Genomic DNA, 22,786 nt, shown 5'->3' with positions numbered 1-22,786 from the left:
GAAGCCCTCGCGCTTTTGAGCCCTCCCCCATTTCAGGCTACGATGGTCAGACCCCGCGCAACCAAGGTCTTCAAGCCCAATGATCATCGGTGCCTTCCTCATCCTCACCTGGCTGGTGCTGCTGTTGCGCTACCCGGCCAAGGCCTTGCCGATTTCGCTGGCCGCCGTTTGCGGCCTGGGCCTGGTAGCCCTGTTCGTTGCCTGGCAGGAAAACCGCGAAGCCTCGCAATTGGCCCGCCTGGACCTGCGCCTGAGCTACGCTCCCGAGCAGTGCCCTGCCGACCGCGCCCTGCAGGTACGCATGAAAAACGGCAACAAGGCCCCGCTCACCGAGCTTCGTTGGCGGGTAGCGGCGTATGCGCCGGGCGATACCGTGAACCTGGCCGAGAATACCTACAACGCACCGCGTTACCGTGGACCGGGTGAGTTGCAGCCGGGAGCCGAGTGGAAAGATTGCCTGCCGGTGCCGCCGCTGCGCTCCGGGTACCGGCCACAGACCCTGGAATTTCGTGCCGAGCATCTGCAAGGTACATTCGCCAATTAATCGAAGGCCTCTCCCATGCCCACTGTCCTGATCACAGGTTGTTCCAGCGGCATCGGCCGCGCCTTGGCCGATGCTTTTCGCGATGCCGGCCACCACGTCTGGGCCACTGCCCGCAAGCCTGAAGATGTCGAGCAACTGAGCGCCGCCGGCTACACCGCCCGGCAGTTGGATGTGAACGACGGCGAGGCGCTGGCCCGCTTGGCCGACGAACTGGAAAGCCTCGACATCCTGATCAACAACGCCGGATACGGCGCCATGGGCCCGTTGCTCGATGGCGGCGTGGATGCCCTGCGCCAGCAGTTCGAAACCAACGTCTTCGCCGTAGTCGGCGTTACCCGTGCGCTGTTCCCGCTGCTACGCCGCTCACGGGGCCTGGTGGTGAACATCGGCAGCGTCTCCGGTGTGCTGGTCACGCCATTCGCCGGTGCCTACTGCGCCTCGAAAGCCGCCGTGCATGCGCTGAGCGATGCCTTGCGCCTGGAGCTGGCGCCGTTCGGTGTGCAGGTAATGGAAGTGCAGCCTGGGGCAATTGCCACGCAGTTCGCCAGCCATGCCCAGCGCCAGGCCGAGCAGGTGCTGGCGGCGGATTCACCGTGGTGGCCGCTGCGCGAGCATGTGCAGGCACGGGCGCGGGCTTCGCAGGACAGGCCGACTTCGGCGGCGGTGTTTGCCCGGGGGGTGTTGGCGGCAGTCGGCAAGTCGCCGGTACCGGGGGTGGTGCGGTTGGGCAATGGCAGTACCGCGCTGCCGCTGATGGCCCGGTTGCTGCCACGGCGGTTGCTGGACTGGGCGTTACGCAAGCGCTTTGGGCTGCTGCGGCCGCTCTGAGTTTTCGGATGCCCTGGGGCTGCTGTGCAGCCCATCGCGACACAAGGCCGCTCCTACAGGCAGTCGCGGTCTCCTGTAGGAGCGGCCTTGTGTCGCGATGGGCCGCACAGCGGCCCCGCTTTCTAGGCTTTGTTCGCTGGCTGCTCATCAAACGCCTGCCAGCCACCCCCCAAGGCCTTGTACAACCCCACCAGCGCCTGCGACACCGCTGCCGAGCTGTCGATCCACTGCTCCTCGCTGGCCAGCAATGCCCCTTGCACTGTCAGCACATTGAGAAAGTCCACCGCCCCTTCCACATACTGGCGCTGGGCGGTTTCCAGGGCGATGCGGTTCTGCCGCACGGCCTCGGCCAAATGGTCGCGGCGCAACTGGCTGGCGTTGTACAGGCGTAGCACATCGTCAATTTCATGCCAGGCCCCCAGCACCACCTTGCGGTAGTTCAGCGCGGCCTCTTGCTGCTGCGCCTCGCGCAGTTCCAGGGTGCCCTTGAGCCGGCCACCCTCGAAGATCGGCAGCGACAGCTGAGGCCCGAAAGCAAACCGACGCGAATCCCAGCCACCAAAATCAGACAGCTGCATGGCCTGGAAACCGACACTGCCCGACAGCCGGATGCTCGGGTAGAAATCTGCCTTGGCCACACCGATGCTGGCGGTGGCGGCATGCAGGCGGGCCTCGGCCTGGCGGATGTCCGGGCGGCGCTCGGCCAGTTCGGACGGCAAGCCAATGGCAAACTTCTGCTGCGGCGCGGGCAGCTCGCCGCCCTGCAGCAATTCGGCCTGCAAACTGCGTGGCGGTTCGGCAGCGAGCAGGCTGAGGGCGTTGATCAGGTCATCACGGCGGGCTTCCAGGCTGGGCAGTCGCGACTCGATCGACGCGACCTGAGCGCTGGCCTGGGCCACATCCAGGCGCGTGGCAACGCCTTCGGCCTGGCGGTCTTCGGACAGCTTCAGGCTGTGCCGGGCAACCTTGAGGTTGTCCTGCGTCACATCCAGGGTGTGCTGCACCGCGCGCAGCTGGATGTAGTTGCCGGCGGTTTCCGACAGCAGGGCAAGCAGCACCCCACGGCGGTCGTTCTCAGCCACTTCGACGCTGGCATCGGCAGCCTCGACCTGGCGTCGTACGCGGCCCCAAAGGTCCAACTCCCAACCTGCCACCAGGTCGCCTTGCCAGAGGTTGTACGCCGCTTTACCCGCTTTGCCGGACGGGTCGCTGAGGCCTTCGGCGCTGTTACGCGCGCGGCTGTAGCCGGCGTTGGCGTCCACCGACGGCATTTCGTCGGCGGCCACGGTGCTGCGCAGGGCACGGCTTTGCAGCAACCGTGCGCTGGCCATCTGCAGGTCGAGGTTGCGTTCGGCGACGCGCTGGATCAAGGCACTGAGCTGGGCATCGTGAAAGGATTCCCACCAGCGCAACTCCAGCGGTTCGGCCTGCGGCTGGCTGGCCGCTGCCTCACCCTGCAGCGGCGCCCACTGTTGCGGTGCCTGGCTGTCGGGGCGCCGAAAGTCCGGGCCCATGGTGCAGCCTGCCATCAGTACGGCCAGCAATAAAGGGCTCAAGCGAAATGCCGATTTCATCGTGCACTTACCTCTTTGCCGTCCAGCTTGTCACCACGGGTGTCGATGGTCGCTTCCACCGACATGCCCACACGTAGGCGGCTGAGCAGCGGCTGCCCGTCATCGAAGACGATTTTCACCGGGATGCGCTGCACCACCTTGGTGAAGTTGCCGGTGGCGTTGTCCGGTTTCACGGCAGCGAAGGTGACGCCGGTGGCGGGAGCGATACTTTCTACATGGCCGTGCAGCTTTTCGCCGGAGAAGGTATCGACGCTGATGCTCACCGGCTGGCCCGGTTGCACGTGGGTCAGCTGGGTTTCCTGGAAATTGCCGACCACATAGGCCTGTTGCAACGGCACCACCGACAGCAGGCGGGCGCCTGGGTTGACGTAGGCGCCGACGCGCAGGGCACGCTCGCCGACCATACCGTCCACCGGTGCAGTGATGCGGGTGTAGGACAGGTCGAGCTGAGCCTTTTCCAGCCCCGCTTCGGCACGTTTGAGCTGGCCATCGGCGCTGGCCACCTGAGCGGTGAGAATGTCCACTTGCTTGCGCGCCGCCACCAGCGCCGCCTGGGCATTGGCCAGGCGAGCACGGGCCTGGTCGACACCGCTGCGCGCCTGTTGGGCGTTCTGCACGGTACCGGCGCCCTGCTCGGCCAGGCGGCTGTAGCGGTTGACTTCATGGTCGGCGAACGCCGCTTCGGCCTGGGCCGCTTTGACAGCAGCCTCGGCCTGGGCAATCAGCGCCGCCTGGCGCTCCAGGGTGGCACGGGCATCGGCGCTTTGCGCCTGGGCTACCAGCAACTGCGCCTGCGCGGCATCCAGCGCGGCCTGGTAGTCACGGGCATCGATGGTCGCCAGCAACTGGCCTGCGGTGACCTGCTGGTTGTCTTCCACCAGCACGTCCTTGATGAAACCGGCGACTTTGGGCGCGACCACGGTGTAGTCGGCGATCACATAGGCGTCATTGGTGCTCTGGCGGTGGTCACTGCCCAACATCCAGGGGCCGACGATGCCAGCCAGGACGGCCACGGCCAGCACCGAGCCGATGAACAGGGTTTTGCGGTTGTTGGTCATTTCAGCGGTTCTCGAATTCATCCAGGGTTCAGGCCACCGCACGCGGCGGATAGACCCGGGTAGGCACGAAAGGAATCAGGCAGATCAAGGCCACGGCAATGCAGGCCATGACGAGGTACATGTCGGCCGAGGTCAGGACCAACGCCTGGTCGTGGATGCGCTTGGCCAGGCCTGCAGCGCTGTCGTCGACCAGCGGCGCGTTGCCCAGGCTGTCCACCAGGTGGTTGGAATGGAAGTGCCGGCGCAGGGTGCCAAGGGCGTCCAGCAGGCCACCGGCAATCACGGCGGCCAAGCCCTTCACGGTGTTGAACCAGCTGGAGGCGAACGGGCCTTCCTGCGGGGTCATGCCATTGGTGGACAGCATCAGCAACGGCAGCACGGCCATCGGCTGGCCGAACACCTGCAGCAGGTAGAACGGGTAGAAGTCGCCACGGATCCATTCGCTGGTCAGCAGGCTGCTGCCGACACAGGACACCGCCAGCATCGCCAGGCCGATACCCAGCACCCAGCGGCAGTCCACTGCACGGATGTTGCACAGTGCCGCCGTCAGCGGCAGGGCGATCAGTTGAGGCATGGCCACCAGCATCATCAGCGGGCTGGTCTGTGCCGGGCGGTAGCCTTGGATCTGCGCCAGGTAGGCCGAAGGAATGCTGCCCACGCCCGAGAGCACGATCAGCACACCGGCCAGTGTCACCAGCGCGAAACTCAGGTTGCGCCGCTGCAACATGCGCAACTGGAAGAACGGCAGCGGTTCGGACCACTCGTTGAACATGAACAGCACCAGCAACACCAAGCCACCGCCCAGCAGCCAGCAGATCAGCGGCGAATCGAACCAGCCCCAGCGGTCGCCCAGCGACAGGCCCAGTACGATGCAACTGATGGCGGGCAGGCCGAGCAGCACGCCACGCCAGTCGAACTGCTTGAAACGTTCCAGGCGCAGCGGGTCCTGCGGCAGGCCCCAGCCGACACAGACGATGGCCAGCAGCGAGGGCAGAATGATCTGCCAGAACGCCCATTGCCAACCGACATACTCGGTCCACAGCCCCGCCAACGGCGTGCCAAGGTTGGGGCCGAAGGTGGCGGTCAGCGCATAGCAGGCCAGGCCGTAGACCTTGATGCCCGGTGGCAGGAAGCGCAGGGCCACACTCATCAGCATCGGTGGCAAGGCCCCCGAAGCAAAGCCCTGCAGCACGCGCAGCAGCATCAGGCTGTGCAGGTTGGGGGCGAACGGTTGCAGCAAGCCGAGCACGGCGAACAGGCCGATGGCGCTCATGGTGAAGCGCCGCAGCGAGAAGGTGGTGGCCAGCCACGGCGCAAAGGCCATGGCCGAGACCGAGGCGGCGCTGTACACCGCCAGCAGCCAGGCACCTTCGTCAGCACCGATGCCCATGGCACCGCGGATATCGGCGAGGGAAATCTTGGTAACCGACTCGTTTAGGCCTGCGCACAGCACGGCCAGCAACACACCGAACAGCCCCACTACCACCTGCAGGCCAAACGCCGTCTGCGCAGGCGCGGCCGGCGCGGGGGCGGCGGCCAGCGCCGCAGGGGGCGCGGTCAGGGAACTCATGGGAATACATCTCCAGCAACAATTTCAGGGCTGGAGCAAGTTTAAGAAGGTCGAATGCTGACGAAAACTGACTTGTTGGCAGTTTTATATTGCGTCAGACGCAATCAATGGCGACATCACGGGTCAATGCGCCCACACGCTTTCAACGTCTGGCGCAGCCAACGGTGTGCGGGGTCGTTGTCGAAACGCGGGTGCCACGCCTGCTTCACATTGACTTTCTCCAACGGCACCGGGATTTCGAACGAGCGCAATGGCAGCTTCAGCCGCTGCACACTGTTGAGGATGTTGGCGGGTATCGGCAGGATCAAGTCCGAATCCGGCAGTGAGAACATCGCCGAGTGAAAGCTGGTGGTGATCAGGGCCACCCGCCGCTCTACCTTGTGGTTGGCCAACGCCACATCGATCGGCCCATTGGCCCGGCCGCGCCGCGATACGCTGATCTGCGGGTAGGCAGCAAAACGCTCTGGGGTGATCGGGGCGTCGAAAATCGGGTGCCCCACACGCGCCAGGCCCACGAAGTAGGTGCTGAACAGGCTCTGCACCTTGATTTCCGGGCCAAGTTCAACGGCCGAGCTGATGATCAAATCGATATGCCCGTTGCGCAGCACCGCATCATCGTCACCGCTGCCCTCCGGGACGAAGCGCAACACCGTTCGCGGCGCCTGGGCCAGCATCATGCTCAGCAATTGGGCGCCGTACAGGGCGATGAACAGGTCATTGGTGCGTATGTTGAAGGCACGGTCCAGGTTCACCAGGTCGACATCATCACGGCTACGGAACACCTGCCCGGCTTGCTCTACCAACCCATGCACCTGCTCGCGCAGGGCCAGCGCCCGCGGCGTGGGCACAAGGCCACGGCCGGCACGCACCAGGATCGGGTCACCCATGGCTTCGCGAATGCGCCCCAGTGTCCGGCTCATGGCCGCCGGGCTCAGGTTCATTCGCTGAGCTGCGCCGACCACGCTGCCCTCGTCGAGCAGGACATCGAGGGCGACGAGCAGGTTCATGTCCGGGAGTTGCATGGCCGTTTTCCGTTACAGCTGTGGGAATGGCGATGGTAACAGGTTGCTCGATTGCACCAGACGCAATGCGCTCGTGCGTTGTGGGGCATTTATTCACTGACCGTGTTCGGCCTTAAATAGAGCATTGGCAGGATCGGCCTCTTCGCGGGCGTGCCCGCGAAAGGGCCGATCCTGCAGATACACCCGCCAGCCATTGCCAAGGATCCTACATGCCCAGCTCCGTCCTGATCGCCATCGACGCCTCCCCGGCTTCCAGTGCCCTGCTGGCCCTCGCCCGCCGCTACTGCCGCCCTGGCGAGCACGAATTGCACGTGCTGCTGGCCATCGATTCCACCTTCGCCGTGCATGAGCAACCAGCGCCCTATACCACCGAAGAGCTGGAGGAATACCCCGCCGCCTGCGAGGAACAGCAGCATGCCGACCACGCCGTGACCGAGGCCGTGCGCGAACTGCAGCAAGCCGGCTTTGCCAGCCGGGGTTGCATGGTGGCTGGGCAGCCGGTCGATGTGATCGTGACTAAGGCGCACGAACTCAATTGCGAGCTGATCATCATGGGCCACCGTCACCTGTCGCGGCTGGGACGGTTGCTCGACCCTTCCATCAGCGCGAAGGTGATTGACCAGGTGAAGGTGCCGGTGTTGGTGGGGGCGGCGGGGTAGAAATCACAGAAGATTGGACGCTTGGCTCTGAGCTTCATTTGGGCATGCAGGTGCTCGCCATGATTTTTACAGCGCCTTTGAGATCGAGCGCCGCGCGGGCGGTGCTCGATGTTCCTGACTACAAATCTCTCAAGGCGAACTCGGCTTCACCACCACCGTACACGTCGTCCCCGCCGCCAGCAAAAACCCTTCCGGCACTTCATCGATGTGAATACGCACCGGCACCCGCTGCGCCAGCCGCACCCAGTTGAACGTAGGGTTCACATCGGCAATCAGCTCGCGGCTTTGCGGGTTGTCGCGGTCGTAGATGCCACGGGCGATGCTCTCCACATGCCCCTTGATGCGCTCGCCGCTCATCATCTGCAGCTCGGCCTGGTCACCCACCTTCACGTGCGGCAGCTTGGTCTCTTCGAAGAAGCCGTACACCCAGAACGAGTTCTCATCGACCACCGCCATCACCGCCTCACCGGTACGCGCATAGTCGCCCTTGTGGATGTTCAGGTTGGTCACATAGCCATCCACCGTGGCCACGATGTGCGTGCGCTTGAGGTTCAGTTCGGCTGCGGCCAGTTCAGCAAGGGCTTGCTGGTAATCGGCTTGGGCAGCGTTGGCAATGTTGCTGGCATCGTCGCGGTTTTCCTTGGAGATCACCAGGTTGTCCATGTCGGCCCGGCGCTTGGCGTTGACCTTGCGCATTTCCCAGGTGGCCTTGCGCGAGGCGACCAGCGCCTTGGCCTGGTCGACCGCCAACTGGTAGTGCTCGGGGTCGATCTGGATCAGCAGGTCGCCCTTCTTCACCCGCTGGTTGTCCTTGACCGGTACGTCCACCACGTAGCCGGGCACGTCGGCGGCGACGTTGATGATGTCGGCACGCACGCGGCCGTCGCGGGTCCATGGGGTGGTCATGTAGTGCAACCACAACTGGCGACCGATGGCCACGGCAGCGACCAGCACCAGCAGGGTGGCGATCAGGCTGAAGAACTTTTTCATCGAAGGTTTCTCACCAGTAGACAGTAAGCGCCATGGCGCCGAACAGGCAGACGAACAGGCTCAGGCGCAGCAGCGCCGGGTGCCAGAAGAAACGGTAGCCATCATGGCTGGCGATGAACCGGTCCAGGCCCCAGGCCAGGCCCAGGGCGAACAGGAACATCAAGGTCATGGTGGGCATGTACACGCCATGGAAGGCGATTTCACGGGGCATGGTGCAATCCTTTCGCCGGTGCCAGTGGCGACTGTGGGTCCAGCAGGGAAGAACGGATGAAGTGCAGGTAGCTTTGCGCACGGCGCAGCACCGAGGTGTCGAAGTGCCGGGCGAACGGCTCGTCGGTGGCCTGCACGCGGGCGATGGCATGGTCCACGGCCACCAATGCACGCTCGTGGTTGCTGGCGCTTGGCTGCAGGAACAACCGCGCCAGGGCACGGCCCATGACGCGAATCGCCTGGCGCCACGGCTGCGACTCTGCGTAGGCCGGGTGCACCGGCGCACGGGCCTGCTCCTTGCGCAACTCGATCACGGCGTGGCCGATTTCCAGCACGGTGAACATCCAGCCCATCAACTGGCTCTGCACCTGCGGCTTGCCCGCCGCCAGGCCATAGGCCTGGTGCAACAGGTCGCGGGTGCGGCTTTCGAACGCCGTGCCGATGCCGCGCAGGCGACCACTGATGGCGAACAGCACCTGCTCACGCAGCTCCTGTTCCAGCCGGCTCCACAACCAGCGGCTGTTGGGCGGCAGGATGATCGCCCCGGCGGCGGCACAGACGAACATCCCGATCACCATGCCGATGTAGTCGTTGATGAAGGTGTAGGGGTCATACACGGTGAGGTTGTTCGGCACCGAGCCAATCGCGAAAAACACCAGCAAGCCGATGCCGTAGCCGGCATAGGCCGGGCGCGACGACAGAAACGCGCCCAACACGAACACAGGTGCCAGCACCATGCACAGCAGCGGGAAACCGTCGATCCAGGGGAACACGAAGAACGTTTCGAAGAACCCGACAAAAGCACCGATGGCCGTGCCGCAGGCCATCTGGAACGACATGCGCTTGGGGTTCGGCGACGCCGCCGAAAGGCCCACGGTGACGGTGGCGATCAGGGTCATCATGGCGCCGCTGGGCCAGTCACTGAGTAGCCAGTAGCTACCCAGCAGCAACAGCACCGCCGAGGCACGCACACCGGCGGCCAGCGACACCAGCCAGCTGGTCTGCGCCACGTAGGGCTCGTCCCACTGCTCGCGCTGGTGTGTGTGCGCGGCCAGCGAGGCATGGGTTTCGGCGTAGCTGAACATCTCGTCGACGAAGCGATACAGCAGTTCGAACGCAGTGTGAAAGTCGAGCAAGTCGGATTCACTGGGGTCGGTCGCCAGGTATTCGGCCCGCAAGCCGCGCACCTGGGCCTGCAAGCCTTCTTTGTAGGCGGCCAGCTCCAGGGTCAGGCGCAGTGCATCGGCGTCGGTCAACGCCCGCCCCACGTAGGGCTGCAGCAGCTCCACCAAGGTATTCAGGCCCGGCTCGATGGCACTGACGATCTGCAGGGGGCCACGGGCACGCAGCCGCTCCAGCAAGCGGTGCAGGGCGTTGAAGCGCGTGGTGATGGCCATGAACTCACTGTTCATCCGCACCAGCCGACCACTGCGGCGGCGCATGTGCGGGTCTTCGAAGGCGGTGACGTTGCGCAAGCTTTCAAGGCCTACGGCCTCTGCCACGAAACGCACGTTGCTGCTCTCGAAACGGTCCTTTTGGCTATCGCCACGCAGGGCCTCGACCACCACCCCGGCGAACACGCCAAAGCGCTGGTACAGGGCGTTACGCATCGCGGCGCTGGCCGACTGCGGCAGGATTGCGGCACTGACGAAGGTCGACACCAGAATCCCCAGGGCAATCTCCAGCACCCGCCATACGGCTGCCATGAACGCCTGGTCAGGGTGCTGCAGCACCGGCAGGCCGATCATCGCAGCGGTGTAACCGGCCAGCACGAAGCCATAGGCGCGGAAGGTGCGGTAGCGCATGGCACCGGCCGAGCACAGGCCCACCCACAGCGCCAGGCTGGGCAGGAACAGCTCGGTGTTTTGCGGGAAGATGGCGATCAACGCCACCATCATCGCCGAGCCGGCCAGGGTGCCGAGCACCCGGTAGAAGCTTTTGGCGAACACATGCCCGCTTTGCGGCTGCATGACGATGAACACGGTGATCATGGCCGTGCGTGGTTGCGGCAGCTCAAGGCGCATGGCCAGCCACAACGTGATGAACGCGGCGGCCAGCACCTTGAAGATGTACACCCAGGTCACGCCGTCGGTGCGTGCCCAGGCAAAGAAGCCCCGGCGCCATTCCAGGCTTTGCAGCCAGCGCACGGGCAAACTGGAAGTGCTCATTCGGCGTTATCCGGCTTCTTGTCGAAAATGGCCAGGGTAGCCGGGGTTTTCGGCGCAGCCTGGCGTTCCTCCTTCGGCACATCCTGGCCGGCCTGCAGGCCGCCGCCCAGGGCGGTGACCAGCTCGGCATGGGCGACCAGGCGGGCGGCCTGCACCTGTTGCTGCACCTGCTGCTGGCGGAACAGCAATGTCTGCGCATTGAGCACGTTCAGGTAGTCGGTAAGGCCGCGCTGGAAGGCGACCATGGCGATGTCGTAGGTTTTCTGAGCTGCGGCGACGGACTCGGCCGCGAAGTGCGACTGCTCTTTCATCGACTCGCGGCGGATCAACTGGTCGGAAATGTTCTTCAGCGCACCAATCACGGTCTGGTTGTAGCGCGCCACCGCTACGTCGTACCCCGCCGAGGCCACGCCCAGCTCCGAACGCAGGCGGCCACCGTCGAAGATCGGCAAGCTGATCGCCGGGCCGACGTTGTAGTTGAACTTGCGCCCGGTCAGGAACTCCAGCGGGCCACCACCGGTAGCCATGAAGCCCAGGCTGCCGACCAGGTCGACGTTGGGGAAGAAGCCGGCATGGGCAACATCGATGCCACGCGCTTGAGCGGCCACCTGCCAGCGGCTGGCGACCACATCGGGGCGCTGGCCGACCAGTTCGGCAGGCAGGTTCGAGGGCAGCTTCAGCGGCGCGGCCAGGGCCAGGGTCGGGCGCTGCAACTGTGCGCCCTCCCCCGGGCCTTTGCCAGCCAACGCCGCCAGCTGGTTGCGGGTCAGGGCAATTTCTTCGTCGAGGCTGTCGAGCTGACGGTGGGTTTCCGGCAGCGGCGCTTCGGCCTGGCTGACTTCGAAGTGAGTGCCGATGCCGGCATCCAGGCGACGCTTGGCCAGCGCCAGGATCTGCTCCTGCTGCTCCAGTTCGGCCTTGACGATATCGCGCTGGGCAAAGTGCAGGCTCAGCTGGATGTAGGCGCGCACCACGTTGTTCTGCAGCTCCAGTTGCGCCTGGCGGGCTTCGGCCACGCTCATGTGCGCCTGGTCCACGGCCTGCTCACTGGCGTTGCGCTCGCGCCCCCACAGGTCGAGGGCGTAGCTGAAGCCAATGGCAGCGTTGTTGTCCCAGGTGTTGGCGCCCGACAGCGCGCCAGGGCCGTAGAACTGGTCTTCAGGCCAGTTGTGGCGCTTGAGCGTGGCCTGGCCGTTGGCCTGGAGCTTTTCCGCCGACTCGACCACGCCAGCCATGGCCTTGGCTTCGCGCACCCGCGCCGCGGCCATGGCCAGGCTTGGGCTGCCGGCCACGGCCAGGGCAATCCAGCGGTCCAGCTGCGGGTCGCCATAGGCGTGCCACCACTGCTGGTCAGGCCAATGGGCGTCGGTCGCGGCTTCGCGTATGGCCGCGTCGGTGGTCAAGGTATTGGCTTGCAGCGTCTTGCTTTGCGGGGCGATGCCCCAGGTTCCGATACAGCCACTCAAGGTGAGGGCAAGGGCACAGGCACTGAACGCATTGAGCGTTCTGATGATGCGACGCGGCACAGCTGCGATTTCCCGAGGAAGAGGTGAAGGGGCCGGGCAATTCTAGGGGGCGACAGCACTGGCGATAAGCGCAGATTCCTGCGAATCTTTGTTACCAAAACAGCGATAATCCGCCTTTGGTCGAAGGTAACTTTTCAGCTTTTTTGCGTTACTTCGTGACACAATTTTGTCCTCTACATCGAGAGTGACCCATGGACACCCTGCAAAACATGCGTGCTTTCAGTTGCGTAGCCCAGCTTGGCAGCTTTACCGCTGCTGCCGCGCAACTGGATACGACCACCGCGAACGTGTCGCGGGCGGTCTCCAACCTGGAAGCCCATCTGCAAACAAGGCTGCTCAACCGTACCACCCGCCGCATTGCGCTGACCGAGGCCGGCAAGCGTTACCTGATGCGTTGCGAACAGATTCTTACCTATGTGGAAGAAGCCGAAGCCGAAGCCAGCGATGCCCACGCCCGCCCGGCCGGGCAGTTGAAGGTGCACTCGATGACCGGGGTGGGCCAGCACTTCGTGGTCGATGCCATCGCCCGCTACCGCGAGTCGCACCCGGACGTCACCTTCGACCTGACCATGGCCAACCGCGTGCCCGACCTGCTCGACGAGGGTTATGACGTGTCCATCGTGCTGGCCACCGAACTGCCCGATTCGGGGTTCGTGTCACAGCGCCTTGGCATCACCTACAGCATCGTCTGCGCCTCGCCCGGCTACATCGCCCGCCACGGCACTGCGCACAAGCCCGCCGACCTGCTCAAGCATGCCTGCCTTCGCATGGTCAGCCCGGTGATCCCGCTGGAAAAGTGGCTGTTCGACGGACCGGAAGGCCAGGAGATGGTCAACATCACCAGCTCGCCGTTCATGGTCAACACCGCCGATGCCATGAAGACCGCGATCCGCAGCGGCATGGGCGTAGGCGTGCTGCCGATCTATTCGGCCATCGACGGCCTGCGTGACGGTAGCCTGGTGCGAGTGTTGCCCGAGTACCGCCTGCAGGAACTGAACCTGTACGCCATCTACCCATCGCGGCAGTACCTGGATGCCAAGATCAAGACCTGGGTCGAGTACCTGCGCAACTCGCTGCCAGAGATTCTCGCGGCCCATGAGGCGGACCTGAAAACCCATCAAGTGCTCATCGCCAACTAAAAAGCTGCTGCATGGCGGGGGTGGACAATGGTAGGTTGCTAACCAATGTCCACCCCCGCCTTGCAGAGAAGTTGCCCGATGAAAAAGACTGTCCTGGCCTTCAGCCGTATCACCCCGGCCATGGCCGAGCGCCTGCAGCAAGACTTCAACGTGATTCTGCCCAACCCCAAGCTCGGCGACATCAACGCCCAGTTCAACGAAGCCCTGCCCGAGGCCCACGGCCTGATCGGCGTTGGCCGCAAGCTGGGCCGTGCACAGCTTGAAGGCGCGGCCAAGCTGGAGGTGGTGTCCAGTGTTTCGGTCGGCTATGACAACTACGACTTGGACTACTTCAACGAACGCGGCATCGCCCTGACCAACACCCCCGACGTGCTCACCGAAAGCACCGCCGACCTGGGCTTCTCGCTGATCATGGGCTGTGCCCGCCGCACCGCCGAACTGGATGCCTGGACCAAGGCCGGCAACTGGCAGGCCACCGTAGGCCCGGCCCATTTCGGCAGCGATGTGCATGGCAAGACGCTGGGTATCGTCGGCATGGGCAACATCGGCGCTGCCATTGCCCGCCGCGGCCGGTTCGGTTTCAACATGTCGGTCATCTACGCTGGCAACAGCCGCAAGACCGCGCTGGAGCAAGAACTTGGGGCGCAGTTGCGCAGCCTGGAGCAGTTGCTGGCCGAAGCGGACTTCGTGGTCATTGTGGTGCCGTTGTCCGACGCCACCCGCAAGCTGATTGGCGCCCGCGAGCTGAAACTGATGAAGCCGAGTGCCTTCCTGATCAACATCGCTCGCGGGCCGGTGGTGGATGAAGCGGCGCTGATCGAAGCCCTGCAGAACGGTACCCTTCGTGGGGCTGGTCTGGATGTGTACGAGAAGGAGCCGCTGAGCGATTCGCCGCTGTTCAAGCTGCCCAATGCGCTGACCTTGCCGCACATTGGTTCGGCCACTGCCGAAACCCGATTGGCCATGGCCAATCGGGCGATGGACAACCTGCGCGCGGCGCTGCTGGGCGAGCGGCCGCGGGACCTGGTGAACCCGCAGGTGTGGAAGGGCTGATAGCGCTCTATTGCCTGCACCGGCCCTTTCGCGGGTAAACCCGCTCCCACAGGTCCAGAACGCTGTGGGAGCGGGCTTACCCGCGAAAGGGCCGGTGCAGGCAACGCATGTCCTATTTGGCCACCACAACACCCCCAGCCACCCGGACCCGAGGCTTGCGAAACACCAGCACATTCCCCGCCATCACCGCCACCAGCCCCAACAAGGCCGGTGCCGTCCACTGATACCCCTCGGCCACCGCCGACACATTCAACGCCACCAACGGAAACAGCACCGTGCAGTAGGCCGCGCGCTCTGGCCCCATGCGGCCGACCAGGGTCAGGTAGGCGGTGAAACCGATCACCGAACCCGGAATTACCAGGTACATCAGCGAACCGATGTAGCGGGTGTTCCACTCCATGTTGAAAGGAATGCCGCTGACCAGGCAATAAACCATCAGCATGGCCGCCCCGTAGACCATGCCCCAGGCATTGGTGGTCATGGGCTTGAGCCCGGCCTTCTGCTGCATGCTCGACAGCATGTTGCCCGCCGAGAAGCACAGCGTGCCGAGCAGCGCCAGGCCAAGGCCGTACAGGGTTTCACGGCTGGCCGCATGATGGGACAGCTCGGGCCAGAACAGCAGCCCCAGCCCAAGCAGGCCCAGGGCACCACCGCCCAGTACATTGGCGGCGATTTTCTGGCCGAAGAAGACCCGCGCATTAAGTGCGTTCCACAGGGTTGCAGTGGAGAACACCACGGCGATCAGACCACTGGCGATCCACTGGCTGGCAGTGAGAAAGCACATGAAATTGACGCAGAACAGGCAAAAGCCCTGTGCCAGACAGATCTGGTGGCCACGCCGGTTCATCGGCTGCAGGCGGCGGGTGAGCAGCAGGATGGCGAACAGAATCAGGCCAGCCAGGGCGAAGCGATAGACGATCGAGACCGGGATGGCGACCACGCCCAGCTGGAGCTTCAAGGCGATCCAGGTAGTGCCCCAGATCAGGACGGTGAGCAGGTAGAGTGACAGGTTCATGGCGGCAGTTCCTTGGGCCTTTCAGGATCGGTGCCCGGCGCTTCGCGGGTAAACCCGCTCCCACAGGGGTCACCAGTGTTCGCTAGATGGGCCTTTACCGGCTTGCACAAACTTGCGCTTTTCTTGCGCCAGTAGATGTCACGCTGTGCAGGGCGCAGTAGGATGACTGGCAAGAGGAACCCGCCATGACGCCACTCACCCAGTTGCAAGTGTTCAACGCCATGCATGCCTCGCCCCACGCCCGGCTGGAGCTGAGCGCGCACCTGGGCGACGGGCTGGCGGCGGCGTTGTGGAGCAACCGTGACGATGCTCGTGATTACCAGGCACCGACCCATCACACCCTGTCGTGCTACATCGCCGACGGCACCGGCACCTTCCGCCGCCAACGCCCGGCCGACAAGGGCGCACCCGGCAAGCTGTGCGTGATGCCGGCCGGGCAGGAATCGAACTGGGTGGTCAATGGCGCGATCCGGCTGGCACACCTGTATGTCAGCGAGGCGCAGTTCGCCCTGGGCTGCGTGCGCCTGCTCGACCGTGAGCCACGGGAGCTGCAACTGCAGGAGGCGACCTTTCTGGACGATCCACAGCAGGCGGCACGCTTTCGCCAACTGATCCAGCTGGACTGGGACGAGCCCGGCGAACGCCTGCTGGCCAGCAGCCTGGCACACGAAATCGTCGACCATGCGCTGCTCAACCAGGTCGGGCTGCGCCAAGGCCTGCGCCTGAAAGGTGGGCTGGCGCCGAACCTGCGCCGGCAGTTGGTCGAGTACATCGAAGCGCACCTGGACCAGCCGATTACCCTGGGTGAACTGGCCTTGCGCTGCAACTTGTCCGAATACCACTTCGCACGCATGTTCCGCGCCAGTTTCGGGTTACCGCCGCACCAGTACTTGCTGGCCAGGCGGCTGCAGCGGGCTTGCGAGTTGTTGCGACTGGGGGAAATGCCGCTGGGCGAAATTGCCCTGTTGTGCGGGTTTGCCAGTGCCAGCCATTTCAGTAACCGCTTCCGGCAGGCCCTTGGCGCAACGCCTGGGGAATATCGCTCGGCCATTCGCGGCTAAAGCCGCTCCCACAGAGTAACGCGATCCCTGTAGGAGCGGCTTTAGCCGCGAAGAGGCCGGCACAGGCTGTACTTAAAACTCAAAGGTACTCGACAAACTCACCTGCCGCGCATCTCCAATCGCCACAAAGTACTGGTTCACCGCCGAGCTGTAGTAAACCTTGTCGAACAGGTTCTTCACGTTGAGCTGCAGGCGCACGTTGTGTTCATCGAGCTTGGTCTCGTAGCTGGCGAATGCATCCGCCACGGTGTAGGACGGCAGGTCGAAGGTGTTGGTCGAGTTACCCGACCGCTCGCCCACGTAGCGCGCACCCGCACCTACCCTCAGCTTGTCGCCACCGAACAGGCTGCCGAAGTCGTACACAGCCGACAACGAACCACTGTGCTTGGCTACGTTCTGCAGGCGGTTGCCTTGCAGGTCCGGGTCCTTGGTAACCTTGGCATCCGTGTAGGCATAGCTGCCAATCAAGCTCCAGCGATCAGTCAGCTGGCCGGTCAGGTCAAGTTCCACGCCTCGTGAATTGACTTCACCCGCGTTGCTGTAGACCGTCTCGCTAGTGCTGGCGTCGAAGTTCGAAACCAGGACGTTGCGTTTGGTGATATCGAACAGCGCCAGGGTGCCCGTGATGCGGCCCGGCATATCGAGCTTGGCCCCCAGCTCCCACGACTTGCCCTCTTCCGGGGCTACCGACGAGTCGAGCACGATATTGCCGGTCAGTGGCGCAATGGTGGAGTTTGGCTTGAACGATTCGCTGTAGCTGCCATAGAACGACAGCTGGTCATCGACCTTGTAGACAATGCCGGCGTGAGGCACCCAGGCCTGGCCACTGATGTCGGTATTGACGTGGAACGGGCGGCCGCGACCGGCGTACTGGTCGTACTGCTGGAAGCGCGCGCCGGCCACCAGGATCCAGTGCTCGTCCAGGTGCAAGGCGTCCTGCACGAACAGCGCATCGGTGCGCAGCTTGTCGGTCTGGTCGCTGTCACTGGCGCGCACCGTGCTGCCTTCCACTTCCTGACCGTAGACTGGGTCCACATAGCTGAACGTGGACTTGGCCGTCTGGCGAATCAGATCACCCCGGAAAATCTTGCGGTCTTCGTGGTCGATGCCGAACAGCAAGTCGTGCTGCATGCCGGCCACTTCCACGTTGCCTGCCAGGCTGACGGTCGCGAACTGGTCACGGCTCATGGCGTTGTGGGTGCCGTCGATGCTGCGTGTCAGCGTGCCTTTTGCTTCGTTGACGGCCGTCACCCGCACCTGGCTGGCATCGTAGGTTTCACGGTTGAAGCTGTAGCCGAAGTGCAGCTTCCAGTCATCGGCCAACTGATGGTCGACTTCCAGGCGATACAAGTCGGAGCGCCCTTCCATGTCGTTGAAGGGCTCGTCCAGACGACGCGTGGCGGGGATGTTCAGTGGGTGGCCGTTGTTGCCGAACGCGGTACCCCGATCGAACGGGTAGAGAAACTCGCGGTGCTCGTAAGCCACCACCACCTGGGTATCTTCGCCCAGCCAGGCCAGCGACGGCGCCACCAGCGATTCGCGGTGCACGCCGTAGTTACGCCAGTAGTCTTCGTCCTCGTGGTCGACGACCAAGCGGTAGGCGAAGTTGCTGTCGCCCAGCGCGCCAGTGCTGTCGAGCCCGCCGCCACTGCCGTTCTTACCACTGCCGTAGGTCGAGCCACGCACGGTCAGGGCGTTGTACTGCTGCAGTTGCGGGCGCTTGCTGACCACGTTGATCACCCCACCCGGGTCCTGAATGCCGTACAGCAGCGAAGCCGGGCCCTTGAGCACTTCGACCCGCTCGGTGCTGGCGTTGAGGCTGCGGCCCTGCACGATGGGCATGCCATCGCGCATGATCGAGCCATCGCGGTTGTCGCCGAAACCACGCTTCATCACCGTGTCGGACGTGCCACCGAAGTTATTGCCCTGGGTAATGCCGCTGACATTGGCCAGGGCGTCATCGAGGTTACGCGGCGCCTGATCACGGATGACCTGCGCCGGTACCACGTTGATCGCCTGGGGGATGTCCTGGTTAGGGCCCTGCCCGCGCATGATCGAGGCGCTAGCCGGGGGCTGATAGCTGTAGTCATCCAGTTGCGAGGTCACCGTTGTGGCCTGCAGGTTGAGGGCACCGGAGGTGTCGGCGGCTTCGAGGGTGAAGGTGCGTGCATCGACGCGGCGCCAGGCCAGCCCGGAAGTACCCAGCAGCTGTTGCAGGGCCTGTTCGGCGCTGTACCGGCCATTTAGCGCAGGCGCCTGCACGCCTGGTAGCTCAAGGGTGTAGACCACGCTCTGGCCGGTGGTACGACTGAAAGCGTTGAGTGCCTGGGCCAAGGGCTGGGCTGGCTGGGCGAAGGCGTAGGCCTGCTGTTGCTCGGCGGCGCAGGCCAGGGGGGCGACAGCGATGGCAGGCAGCGTAGCAAGGCCTAGCCAGAGAGGGACGCAACGCGGGGAGAACTTCATGGACGCTGACCTGTGAGAGGGATATTACTGCGAATGAATCGCACTTCCACTCATTACACGGATGCCACGTCCTGTTACCTCACCCGCTATCTGAAAAATATTTTCCTGTGCCGACCGCTTCGCCGACAACTACCGAATCAGGGTCAAACGCCCCAACACCGTCTGCCGCGAAAAGCCCATCACATTGCCCAACGAATCCAGCGCCAGCAACGGCTCGGCCACCGGGAAACTGCCGCTGACCTTGCGCTGCCCCAGTTCGCCATCCAGCAGCAGGATGCGCCCTGGGTAATAGCGCCCAAGGTCCTCGAGCACCTGCGCCAGCGGCACCTGGTAGTAGTTCAGCCAGCCTTCCCGCCAGGCCAGGCGGTTATCACTGTCCACCGCCAACGTGTCGCCCGCGCGCCCTGCGCGATAGGCCACCTGCTGGTTGGCAGTCAGTTCACGCACCAACGCGCCCGGAACAGGGCTAACCCCCACGCGCCCACTGCGCACCGTGACCAGCGCCCCCTCACCCTGCTCGCGCACCTCGAACTGGGTACCGAGGACTCGCACCTCGCCACCGGCAGCTTCGACCATGAAAGGCTCGCCGGTATGGGTCACCTGGAAGAAGGCTGCGCCATGCAGCAGCCGCACACGGCGCTCGCCCTGGGCGAAATCGACCGCAATGGCGCTACCTGCATCAAGCGTGATCTGCGACTGGTCAGCCAAGGTCACCTGGCGCACCTGCCCGTTATTGCTGTAGTCCGCTTGCAGGTCCTGCAACCAGTAACCCGGGTGCCAACCACCTGCAATACCTAGGGCCAGTACCATGCAGGCTGCCATCGCCAGTGCTGCCACCCGCCGCCACCGGCCACGGGGCGCTGGCCTGGCCATGGCATCGAGGTAGCGGTGCAGGGCTTGCTGTTCTTCGTCGGCCAACCGCTGCGCCGGGGCGGCACTTTTCTGCCACAGCGCCTGCGCCTGCCGGTAGGCTGCACGGTGCCCTGGGTCGGCCAACAACCAGCGCTTGAACGCCGCCCCTTCGGCTTGTGCGGGCTGCTCGTTGATGCGGCTGAGCCATTGCAGGGCGGCCTGGGATTGCGCCTCGGTGATGGGGGGCATGCTGCTCATCGACGGGCGCTCCCTGGCCGGCGTGGGGTGGGCGCGGGTTCGGCAATACTTGCCTTGCACGCTTCAAGGGCGCGCATCATATGCTTTTCCACAGCACTCTGGGACAGTTGCATGGCTTTGGCGATCTCGCCGTACTTGCAGCCGTGAATGCGGTTGAGCAAAAAGATCTGCCGGGTGCGCTCGGGCAAGGCACGCAAGGCGGCTTCGATTCGCTGCAAGTCGTGGTCGATCTCCACCGCCTGCTCCGGGGCATGGCCCATGGCCGCTTCATCCACCTGCAGAGCAACTTCGGCCACGCGTTCGCGGCTACCCTCGCTGCGCAGGTGGTCGATGGCCAGGTTACCGGCGCACCGCAGCAAGTAGGTGTCCAACGCTTCGACCTTGACCTCGGGGCGGCGCCAGAAGCGTAGAAAAAGCTCCTGGACCAGGTCCGAAGCGGTAGCTCGGCAGCCGACCCTGCGGCTGACCAGCGCCTCCATGCGCGCGCGCTGGGCCTGGAACACCTGGACGAAACGAGCACGCGCGCCTGCGCTGTCGGCGTCAGGCTCTATGCTATCGCTCTGCTCGCTCACAGCGTCACACGGCAAACACGGCAAGCAACGGGCCCAGCACCCCACTGGCGGCGGCCAGGCCCAACAGCAGGCGCGGCTGGTATGGCAGGCCAAACACCCACAGCGTCACCCCGGCCATCGTCACCGCCGTCCACTCCACCAGGCCATGAGCCCAGCCACGCAGGTGCACGCTGAGGGCCAACGACAGCATCAGCAGCAGCCAACCCACGACACGCAACAGGCGCAGCTGCCCTGGGCGCGGCTTGCGCCCAAGCAGGTCGCTAAAGTGCTTTTCCATGGCCAGGCAGAGGGCGACGAAGCCTGCAAATGCGATCAGTGCGTTACCCAGCATCAGCTCGCCTCCGCCGTTTCAGTGCTCGGCTTTTTTGCCGCACGAGCGGCGCGCTTGGCTACGGGCTTGGGGCTGCGCAGCATCTTGCTGGCCAGCCAGGCCAGGAACAGGCCAGTGCCCAGCGCAGTCAGGTCGAAGCCGGCCATGGCCCAGTCACCTTCCGGCAGTGAATGGTTCAAACCCCGGTCGGTCGTCAGGCCATTGAGCAGCGGCAACAAGGTAAAGGCCAGCGCGCCCAACGCCAGTTGCTCGCCCCAGGCTCTGCGCCCACTGCGCAAAACGGCGTGCACCAGCGACAGCCCCCAGGCGATGAAGAATGCATTGACCTCCCAGTCCGACCTGCCTTCGACACCCATGGGCATCAGCCGGTTGGCCCAGAAAAAGCCCGCCACTGCCAGTAACAGGCCGCTCATGCTGGCAATATTGAGCACCTCGACCAGGCGTAGCTCGCCTGGCATGTGCTCGCTTTTGGCGTGCTTGAGCTGGCGCTTGCCCAACCACATCACCAGCCCGGTGCCGATCACCGCAGTACCGGCCACGCCAAAGAAGAAGTACAACCAGCGCAGCCAGGGCCCGGCGAAGTTACCCATGTGCAACCCGGCGAAACTGAACGCGGTCATCATTGCCCCGCTCTCCGGCTTGCCCTGGCTCAGCAGCGCACCACTGGCGCCATCGAAAGTCCAGTTGGCGCTGCGCCGATAAGCCACGTGGTCGGCGGCCGATTGCGTGAAGGTGACGCGGGCATTGCTGTCGCCTGGGTTCTGCACCTGGATGTTGCCAATGCGCGCCCCCGGCTGCAGTGCCTGCACCTTGGCGTACAAACTCGGCAGCGCTACCAGAGGTGTAGCCACCTGGGCAGCCTTGGGCGCATCGTTACGGCCGAACAGGTCATTGAAGTATTTGTCGGTGTCATTGCCGTAACTGGCCATGATGCCTGCCGGCATCACCATGTACATGAACAGCACCAGGCTGCTGTAGCTGATCATCAGGTGAAACGGCAGCACCAATACGCCAATAGCATTGTGCCCATCCAGCCAGGAGCGCTGGCCCTTGCCCGGGCGGAAGGTGAAGAACTCCTTGAAGATCTTCTTGTGGGTGATGATGCCGGTGACCAGCCCCAGCAGCATGATGAAAGCGCAGAACGTCGACAGCCAACGGCCAAACGGATGAGGCATCTGCAGCTGGAAATGGAAGCGGTAGAAGAACTCACCACCGCGGCTGTCGCGTGCCTCCACCGGCTGGCCGGTCTGGGTATCGAGGGTTTTGCTGACAAAGCCACGCGGCCCGCCATTGGGGTCGCGGTAGCCCACGCTCAGGGCCGCTTCACGCGCATTGGGCATACGGATGAACCAGGTACCCGAATGCCCGGCATTGTCCTGCAGGTAACGTTGCGCCACCCCCAGGCTGTTGACCGGGTCCAGGGCGTGGCTGCGCACTTCGGGCTGCGACCAGTGAGTGATTTCTTCCTTGAAATACGACAGCGTGCCGGTGAGGAAGATGGCGAACAACAGCCAGCCGAAGATCAAGCCTGTCCAGGTGTGCAGCCAGGCCATGGCCTGGCGGAAGCCTTCTTTCATGGGTTCTGCATCCAGTAGGCAACGCCGCTGATCATGCCCAGCAACAGGCTTGGCGCCAGCACGCCCAACCACGCACGCCAAGCGCTGCGGCAGGCAAAGCACCAGATGAACGCCAGCAGGTAGAAGACGAACGACAGCAGCAGGCCGGTGAGCGTGGCATCCACCTTTGGCATTGGTGCCAGCAAGGCAATGCAGACGCTCGCCAGGGACGCCAGCAAGTAGCCGCCCAGCAGCGCGGCGAGGCTGCGAGAGGTCACGGCCAGGCGATAGCTGAGCGGGAGGCCGGCGGTTTTGCGCGTCATGGCGAAGGTCCGGG

At 64.2% G+C, this 22,786-nt stretch carries 21 protein-coding genes; 6 read left to right on the top strand and 15 right to left on the bottom strand.

The genetic code is table 11. The annotated features are described in order from the left end of the window. Positions 1-79: 79 nt before the first annotated feature. Together Q9451_RS03905 and Q9451_RS03900 are read left to right on the top strand one after the other, a co-directional pair. Positions 80-544: a hypothetical protein gene (locus Q9451_RS03905; RefSeq protein ID WP_012274112.1), complete on the top strand. Its 465-nt coding sequence runs from the start codon at positions 80-82 to the stop codon at positions 542-544. A 15-nt stretch (positions 545-559) separates the two neighbouring features. Then, positions 560-1,372 (top strand): SDR family oxidoreductase, encoded by an 813-nt coding sequence (locus Q9451_RS03900; protein WP_012274113.1) that lies wholly within the window; start codon positions 560-562, stop codon positions 1,370-1,372. Positions 1,373-1,494: 122 nt separating this feature from the next. On the opposite strand, the gene Q9451_RS03895 is transcribed toward Q9451_RS03900, so the two are convergent. From Q9451_RS03895 to Q9451_RS03880, 4 genes are all read right to left on the bottom strand, one after another. After that, positions 1,495-2,946: an efflux transporter outer membrane subunit gene (locus Q9451_RS03895; protein WP_012274114.1), complete on the bottom strand. Its 1,452-nt coding sequence runs from the start codon at positions 2,944-2,946 to the stop codon at positions 1,495-1,497. Then, positions 2,943-4,004, bottom strand: coding sequence for an HlyD family secretion protein (locus Q9451_RS03890; protein ID WP_012274115.1), 1,062 nt, complete (start codon positions 4,002-4,004; stop codon positions 2,943-2,945). The genes Q9451_RS03895 and Q9451_RS03890 overlap by 4 nt, the downstream gene beginning before the upstream one ends. Positions 4,005-4,032: 28 nt before the next feature. Beyond that, positions 4,033-5,574: an MFS transporter gene (locus tag Q9451_RS03885; RefSeq protein ID WP_012274116.1), complete on the bottom strand. Its 1,542-nt coding sequence runs from the start codon at positions 5,572-5,574 to the stop codon at positions 4,033-4,035. Positions 5,575-5,690: 116 nt separating this feature from the next. Then, on the bottom strand, positions 5,691-6,596 hold the full coding sequence (locus Q9451_RS03880; RefSeq protein ID WP_012274117.1) for a LysR family transcriptional regulator: 906 nt from the start codon (positions 6,594-6,596) through the stop codon (positions 5,691-5,693). 209 nt (positions 6,597-6,805) lie between these two features. On the opposite strand from Q9451_RS03880, the gene Q9451_RS03875 reads away from it, so the two are divergent. After that, positions 6,806-7,255: a universal stress protein gene (locus tag Q9451_RS03875; RefSeq protein ID WP_012274118.1), complete on the top strand. Its 450-nt coding sequence runs from the start codon at positions 6,806-6,808 to the stop codon at positions 7,253-7,255. Between the two features lie 129 nt (positions 7,256-7,384). Here Q9451_RS03875 and Q9451_RS03870 read toward each other — a convergent pair whose 3' ends face one another. Genes Q9451_RS03870 through Q9451_RS03855 form a run of 4 tightly spaced genes read right to left on the bottom strand, consistent with a single transcriptional unit; the run spans position 7,385 to position 12,149 of the window. Further along, positions 7,385-8,245, bottom strand: coding sequence for an HlyD family secretion protein (locus tag Q9451_RS03870; protein WP_012274119.1), 861 nt, complete (start codon positions 8,243-8,245; stop codon positions 7,385-7,387). Positions 8,246-8,255: 10 nt separating this feature from the next. After that, entirely contained in the window at positions 8,256-8,456 is a 201-nt protein-coding gene (locus tag Q9451_RS03865; protein WP_009685040.1) for a DUF1656 domain-containing protein, read from the bottom strand. Further along, positions 8,446-10,623 (bottom strand): FUSC family protein, encoded by a 2,178-nt coding sequence (locus Q9451_RS03860; RefSeq protein ID WP_012274120.1) that lies wholly within the window; start codon positions 10,621-10,623, stop codon positions 8,446-8,448. The genes Q9451_RS03865 and Q9451_RS03860 overlap by 11 nt, the downstream gene beginning before the upstream one ends. Beyond that, positions 10,620-12,149, bottom strand: a complete 1,530-nt coding sequence (locus Q9451_RS03855) for an efflux transporter outer membrane subunit (RefSeq protein WP_012274121.1) — start codon at positions 12,147-12,149, stop codon at positions 10,620-10,622. Before Q9451_RS03855 ends, Q9451_RS03860 begins: the two co-directional genes overlap by 4 nt. A 191-nt stretch (positions 12,150-12,340) precedes the next feature. On the opposite strand from Q9451_RS03855, the gene Q9451_RS03850 reads away from it, so the two are divergent. Next, positions 12,341-13,288: a LysR family transcriptional regulator gene (locus Q9451_RS03850; RefSeq protein ID WP_012274122.1), complete on the top strand. Its 948-nt coding sequence runs from the start codon at positions 12,341-12,343 to the stop codon at positions 13,286-13,288. 78 nt (positions 13,289-13,366) lie between these two features. Further along, positions 13,367-14,341, top strand: a complete 975-nt coding sequence (locus tag Q9451_RS03845; RefSeq protein WP_012274123.1) for a D-glycerate dehydrogenase — start codon at positions 13,367-13,369, stop codon at positions 14,339-14,341. Positions 14,342-14,453: 112 nt separating this feature from the next. On the opposite strand, the gene Q9451_RS03840 is transcribed toward Q9451_RS03845, so the two are convergent. Continuing rightward, complete coding sequence (locus tag Q9451_RS03840) at positions 14,454-15,356, bottom strand: DMT family transporter (RefSeq protein ID WP_012274124.1); 903 nt, start codon at positions 15,354-15,356, stop codon at positions 14,454-14,456. A 185-nt stretch (positions 15,357-15,541) separates the two neighbouring features. Here Q9451_RS03840 and Q9451_RS03835 point away from each other — a divergent pair, with 185 nt between their 5' ends. Beyond that, on the top strand, positions 15,542-16,417 hold the full coding sequence (locus Q9451_RS03835; protein ID WP_012274125.1) for an AraC family transcriptional regulator: 876 nt from the start codon (positions 15,542-15,544) through the stop codon (positions 16,415-16,417). Between the two features lie 72 nt (positions 16,418-16,489). Here Q9451_RS03835 and Q9451_RS03830 read toward each other — a convergent pair whose 3' ends face one another. The 6 genes from Q9451_RS03830 to Q9451_RS03805 all read right to left on the bottom strand — a co-directional run bounded on the left by Q9451_RS03830 (position 16,490) and on the right by Q9451_RS03805 (position 22,772). Further along, a complete protein-coding gene (locus Q9451_RS03830) occupies positions 16,490-18,880 on the bottom strand; it encodes a TonB-dependent receptor (protein ID WP_012274126.1) in 2,391 nt (796 codons plus the stop codon). Between the two features lie 129 nt (positions 18,881-19,009). Continuing rightward, complete coding sequence (locus Q9451_RS03825; protein WP_345960894.1) at positions 19,010-19,990, bottom strand: FecR family protein; 981 nt, start codon at positions 19,988-19,990, stop codon at positions 19,010-19,012. Next, the gene (locus Q9451_RS03820; protein WP_012274128.1) at positions 19,987-20,562 is read right to left on the bottom strand and encodes an RNA polymerase sigma factor; all 576 of its coding nucleotides are present in this window, start codon (positions 20,560-20,562) and stop codon (positions 19,987-19,989) included. Before Q9451_RS03820 ends, Q9451_RS03825 begins: the two co-directional genes overlap by 4 nt. A 4-nt stretch (positions 20,563-20,566) precedes the next feature. After that, positions 20,567-20,893, bottom strand: a complete 327-nt coding sequence (locus Q9451_RS03815) for a DUF3325 domain-containing protein (protein WP_012274129.1) — start codon at positions 20,891-20,893, stop codon at positions 20,567-20,569. Further along, positions 20,893-22,470 (bottom strand): PepSY-associated TM helix domain-containing protein, encoded by a 1,578-nt coding sequence (locus Q9451_RS03810; protein WP_012274130.1) that lies wholly within the window; start codon positions 22,468-22,470, stop codon positions 20,893-20,895. Before Q9451_RS03810 ends, Q9451_RS03815 begins: the two co-directional genes overlap by 1 nt. Then, complete coding sequence (locus Q9451_RS03805) at positions 22,467-22,772, bottom strand: DUF3649 domain-containing protein (RefSeq protein ID WP_012274131.1); 306 nt, start codon at positions 22,770-22,772, stop codon at positions 22,467-22,469. Before Q9451_RS03805 ends, Q9451_RS03810 begins: the two co-directional genes overlap by 4 nt. Positions 22,773-22,786 lie beyond the last annotated feature (14 nt).

The organism is Pseudomonas sp. NY8896 (assembly GCF_039634505.1).
The sequence above is the reverse complement of the archived record's forward strand: the minus strand, read 5'-3'. Positions and strand labels throughout refer to the sequence as shown.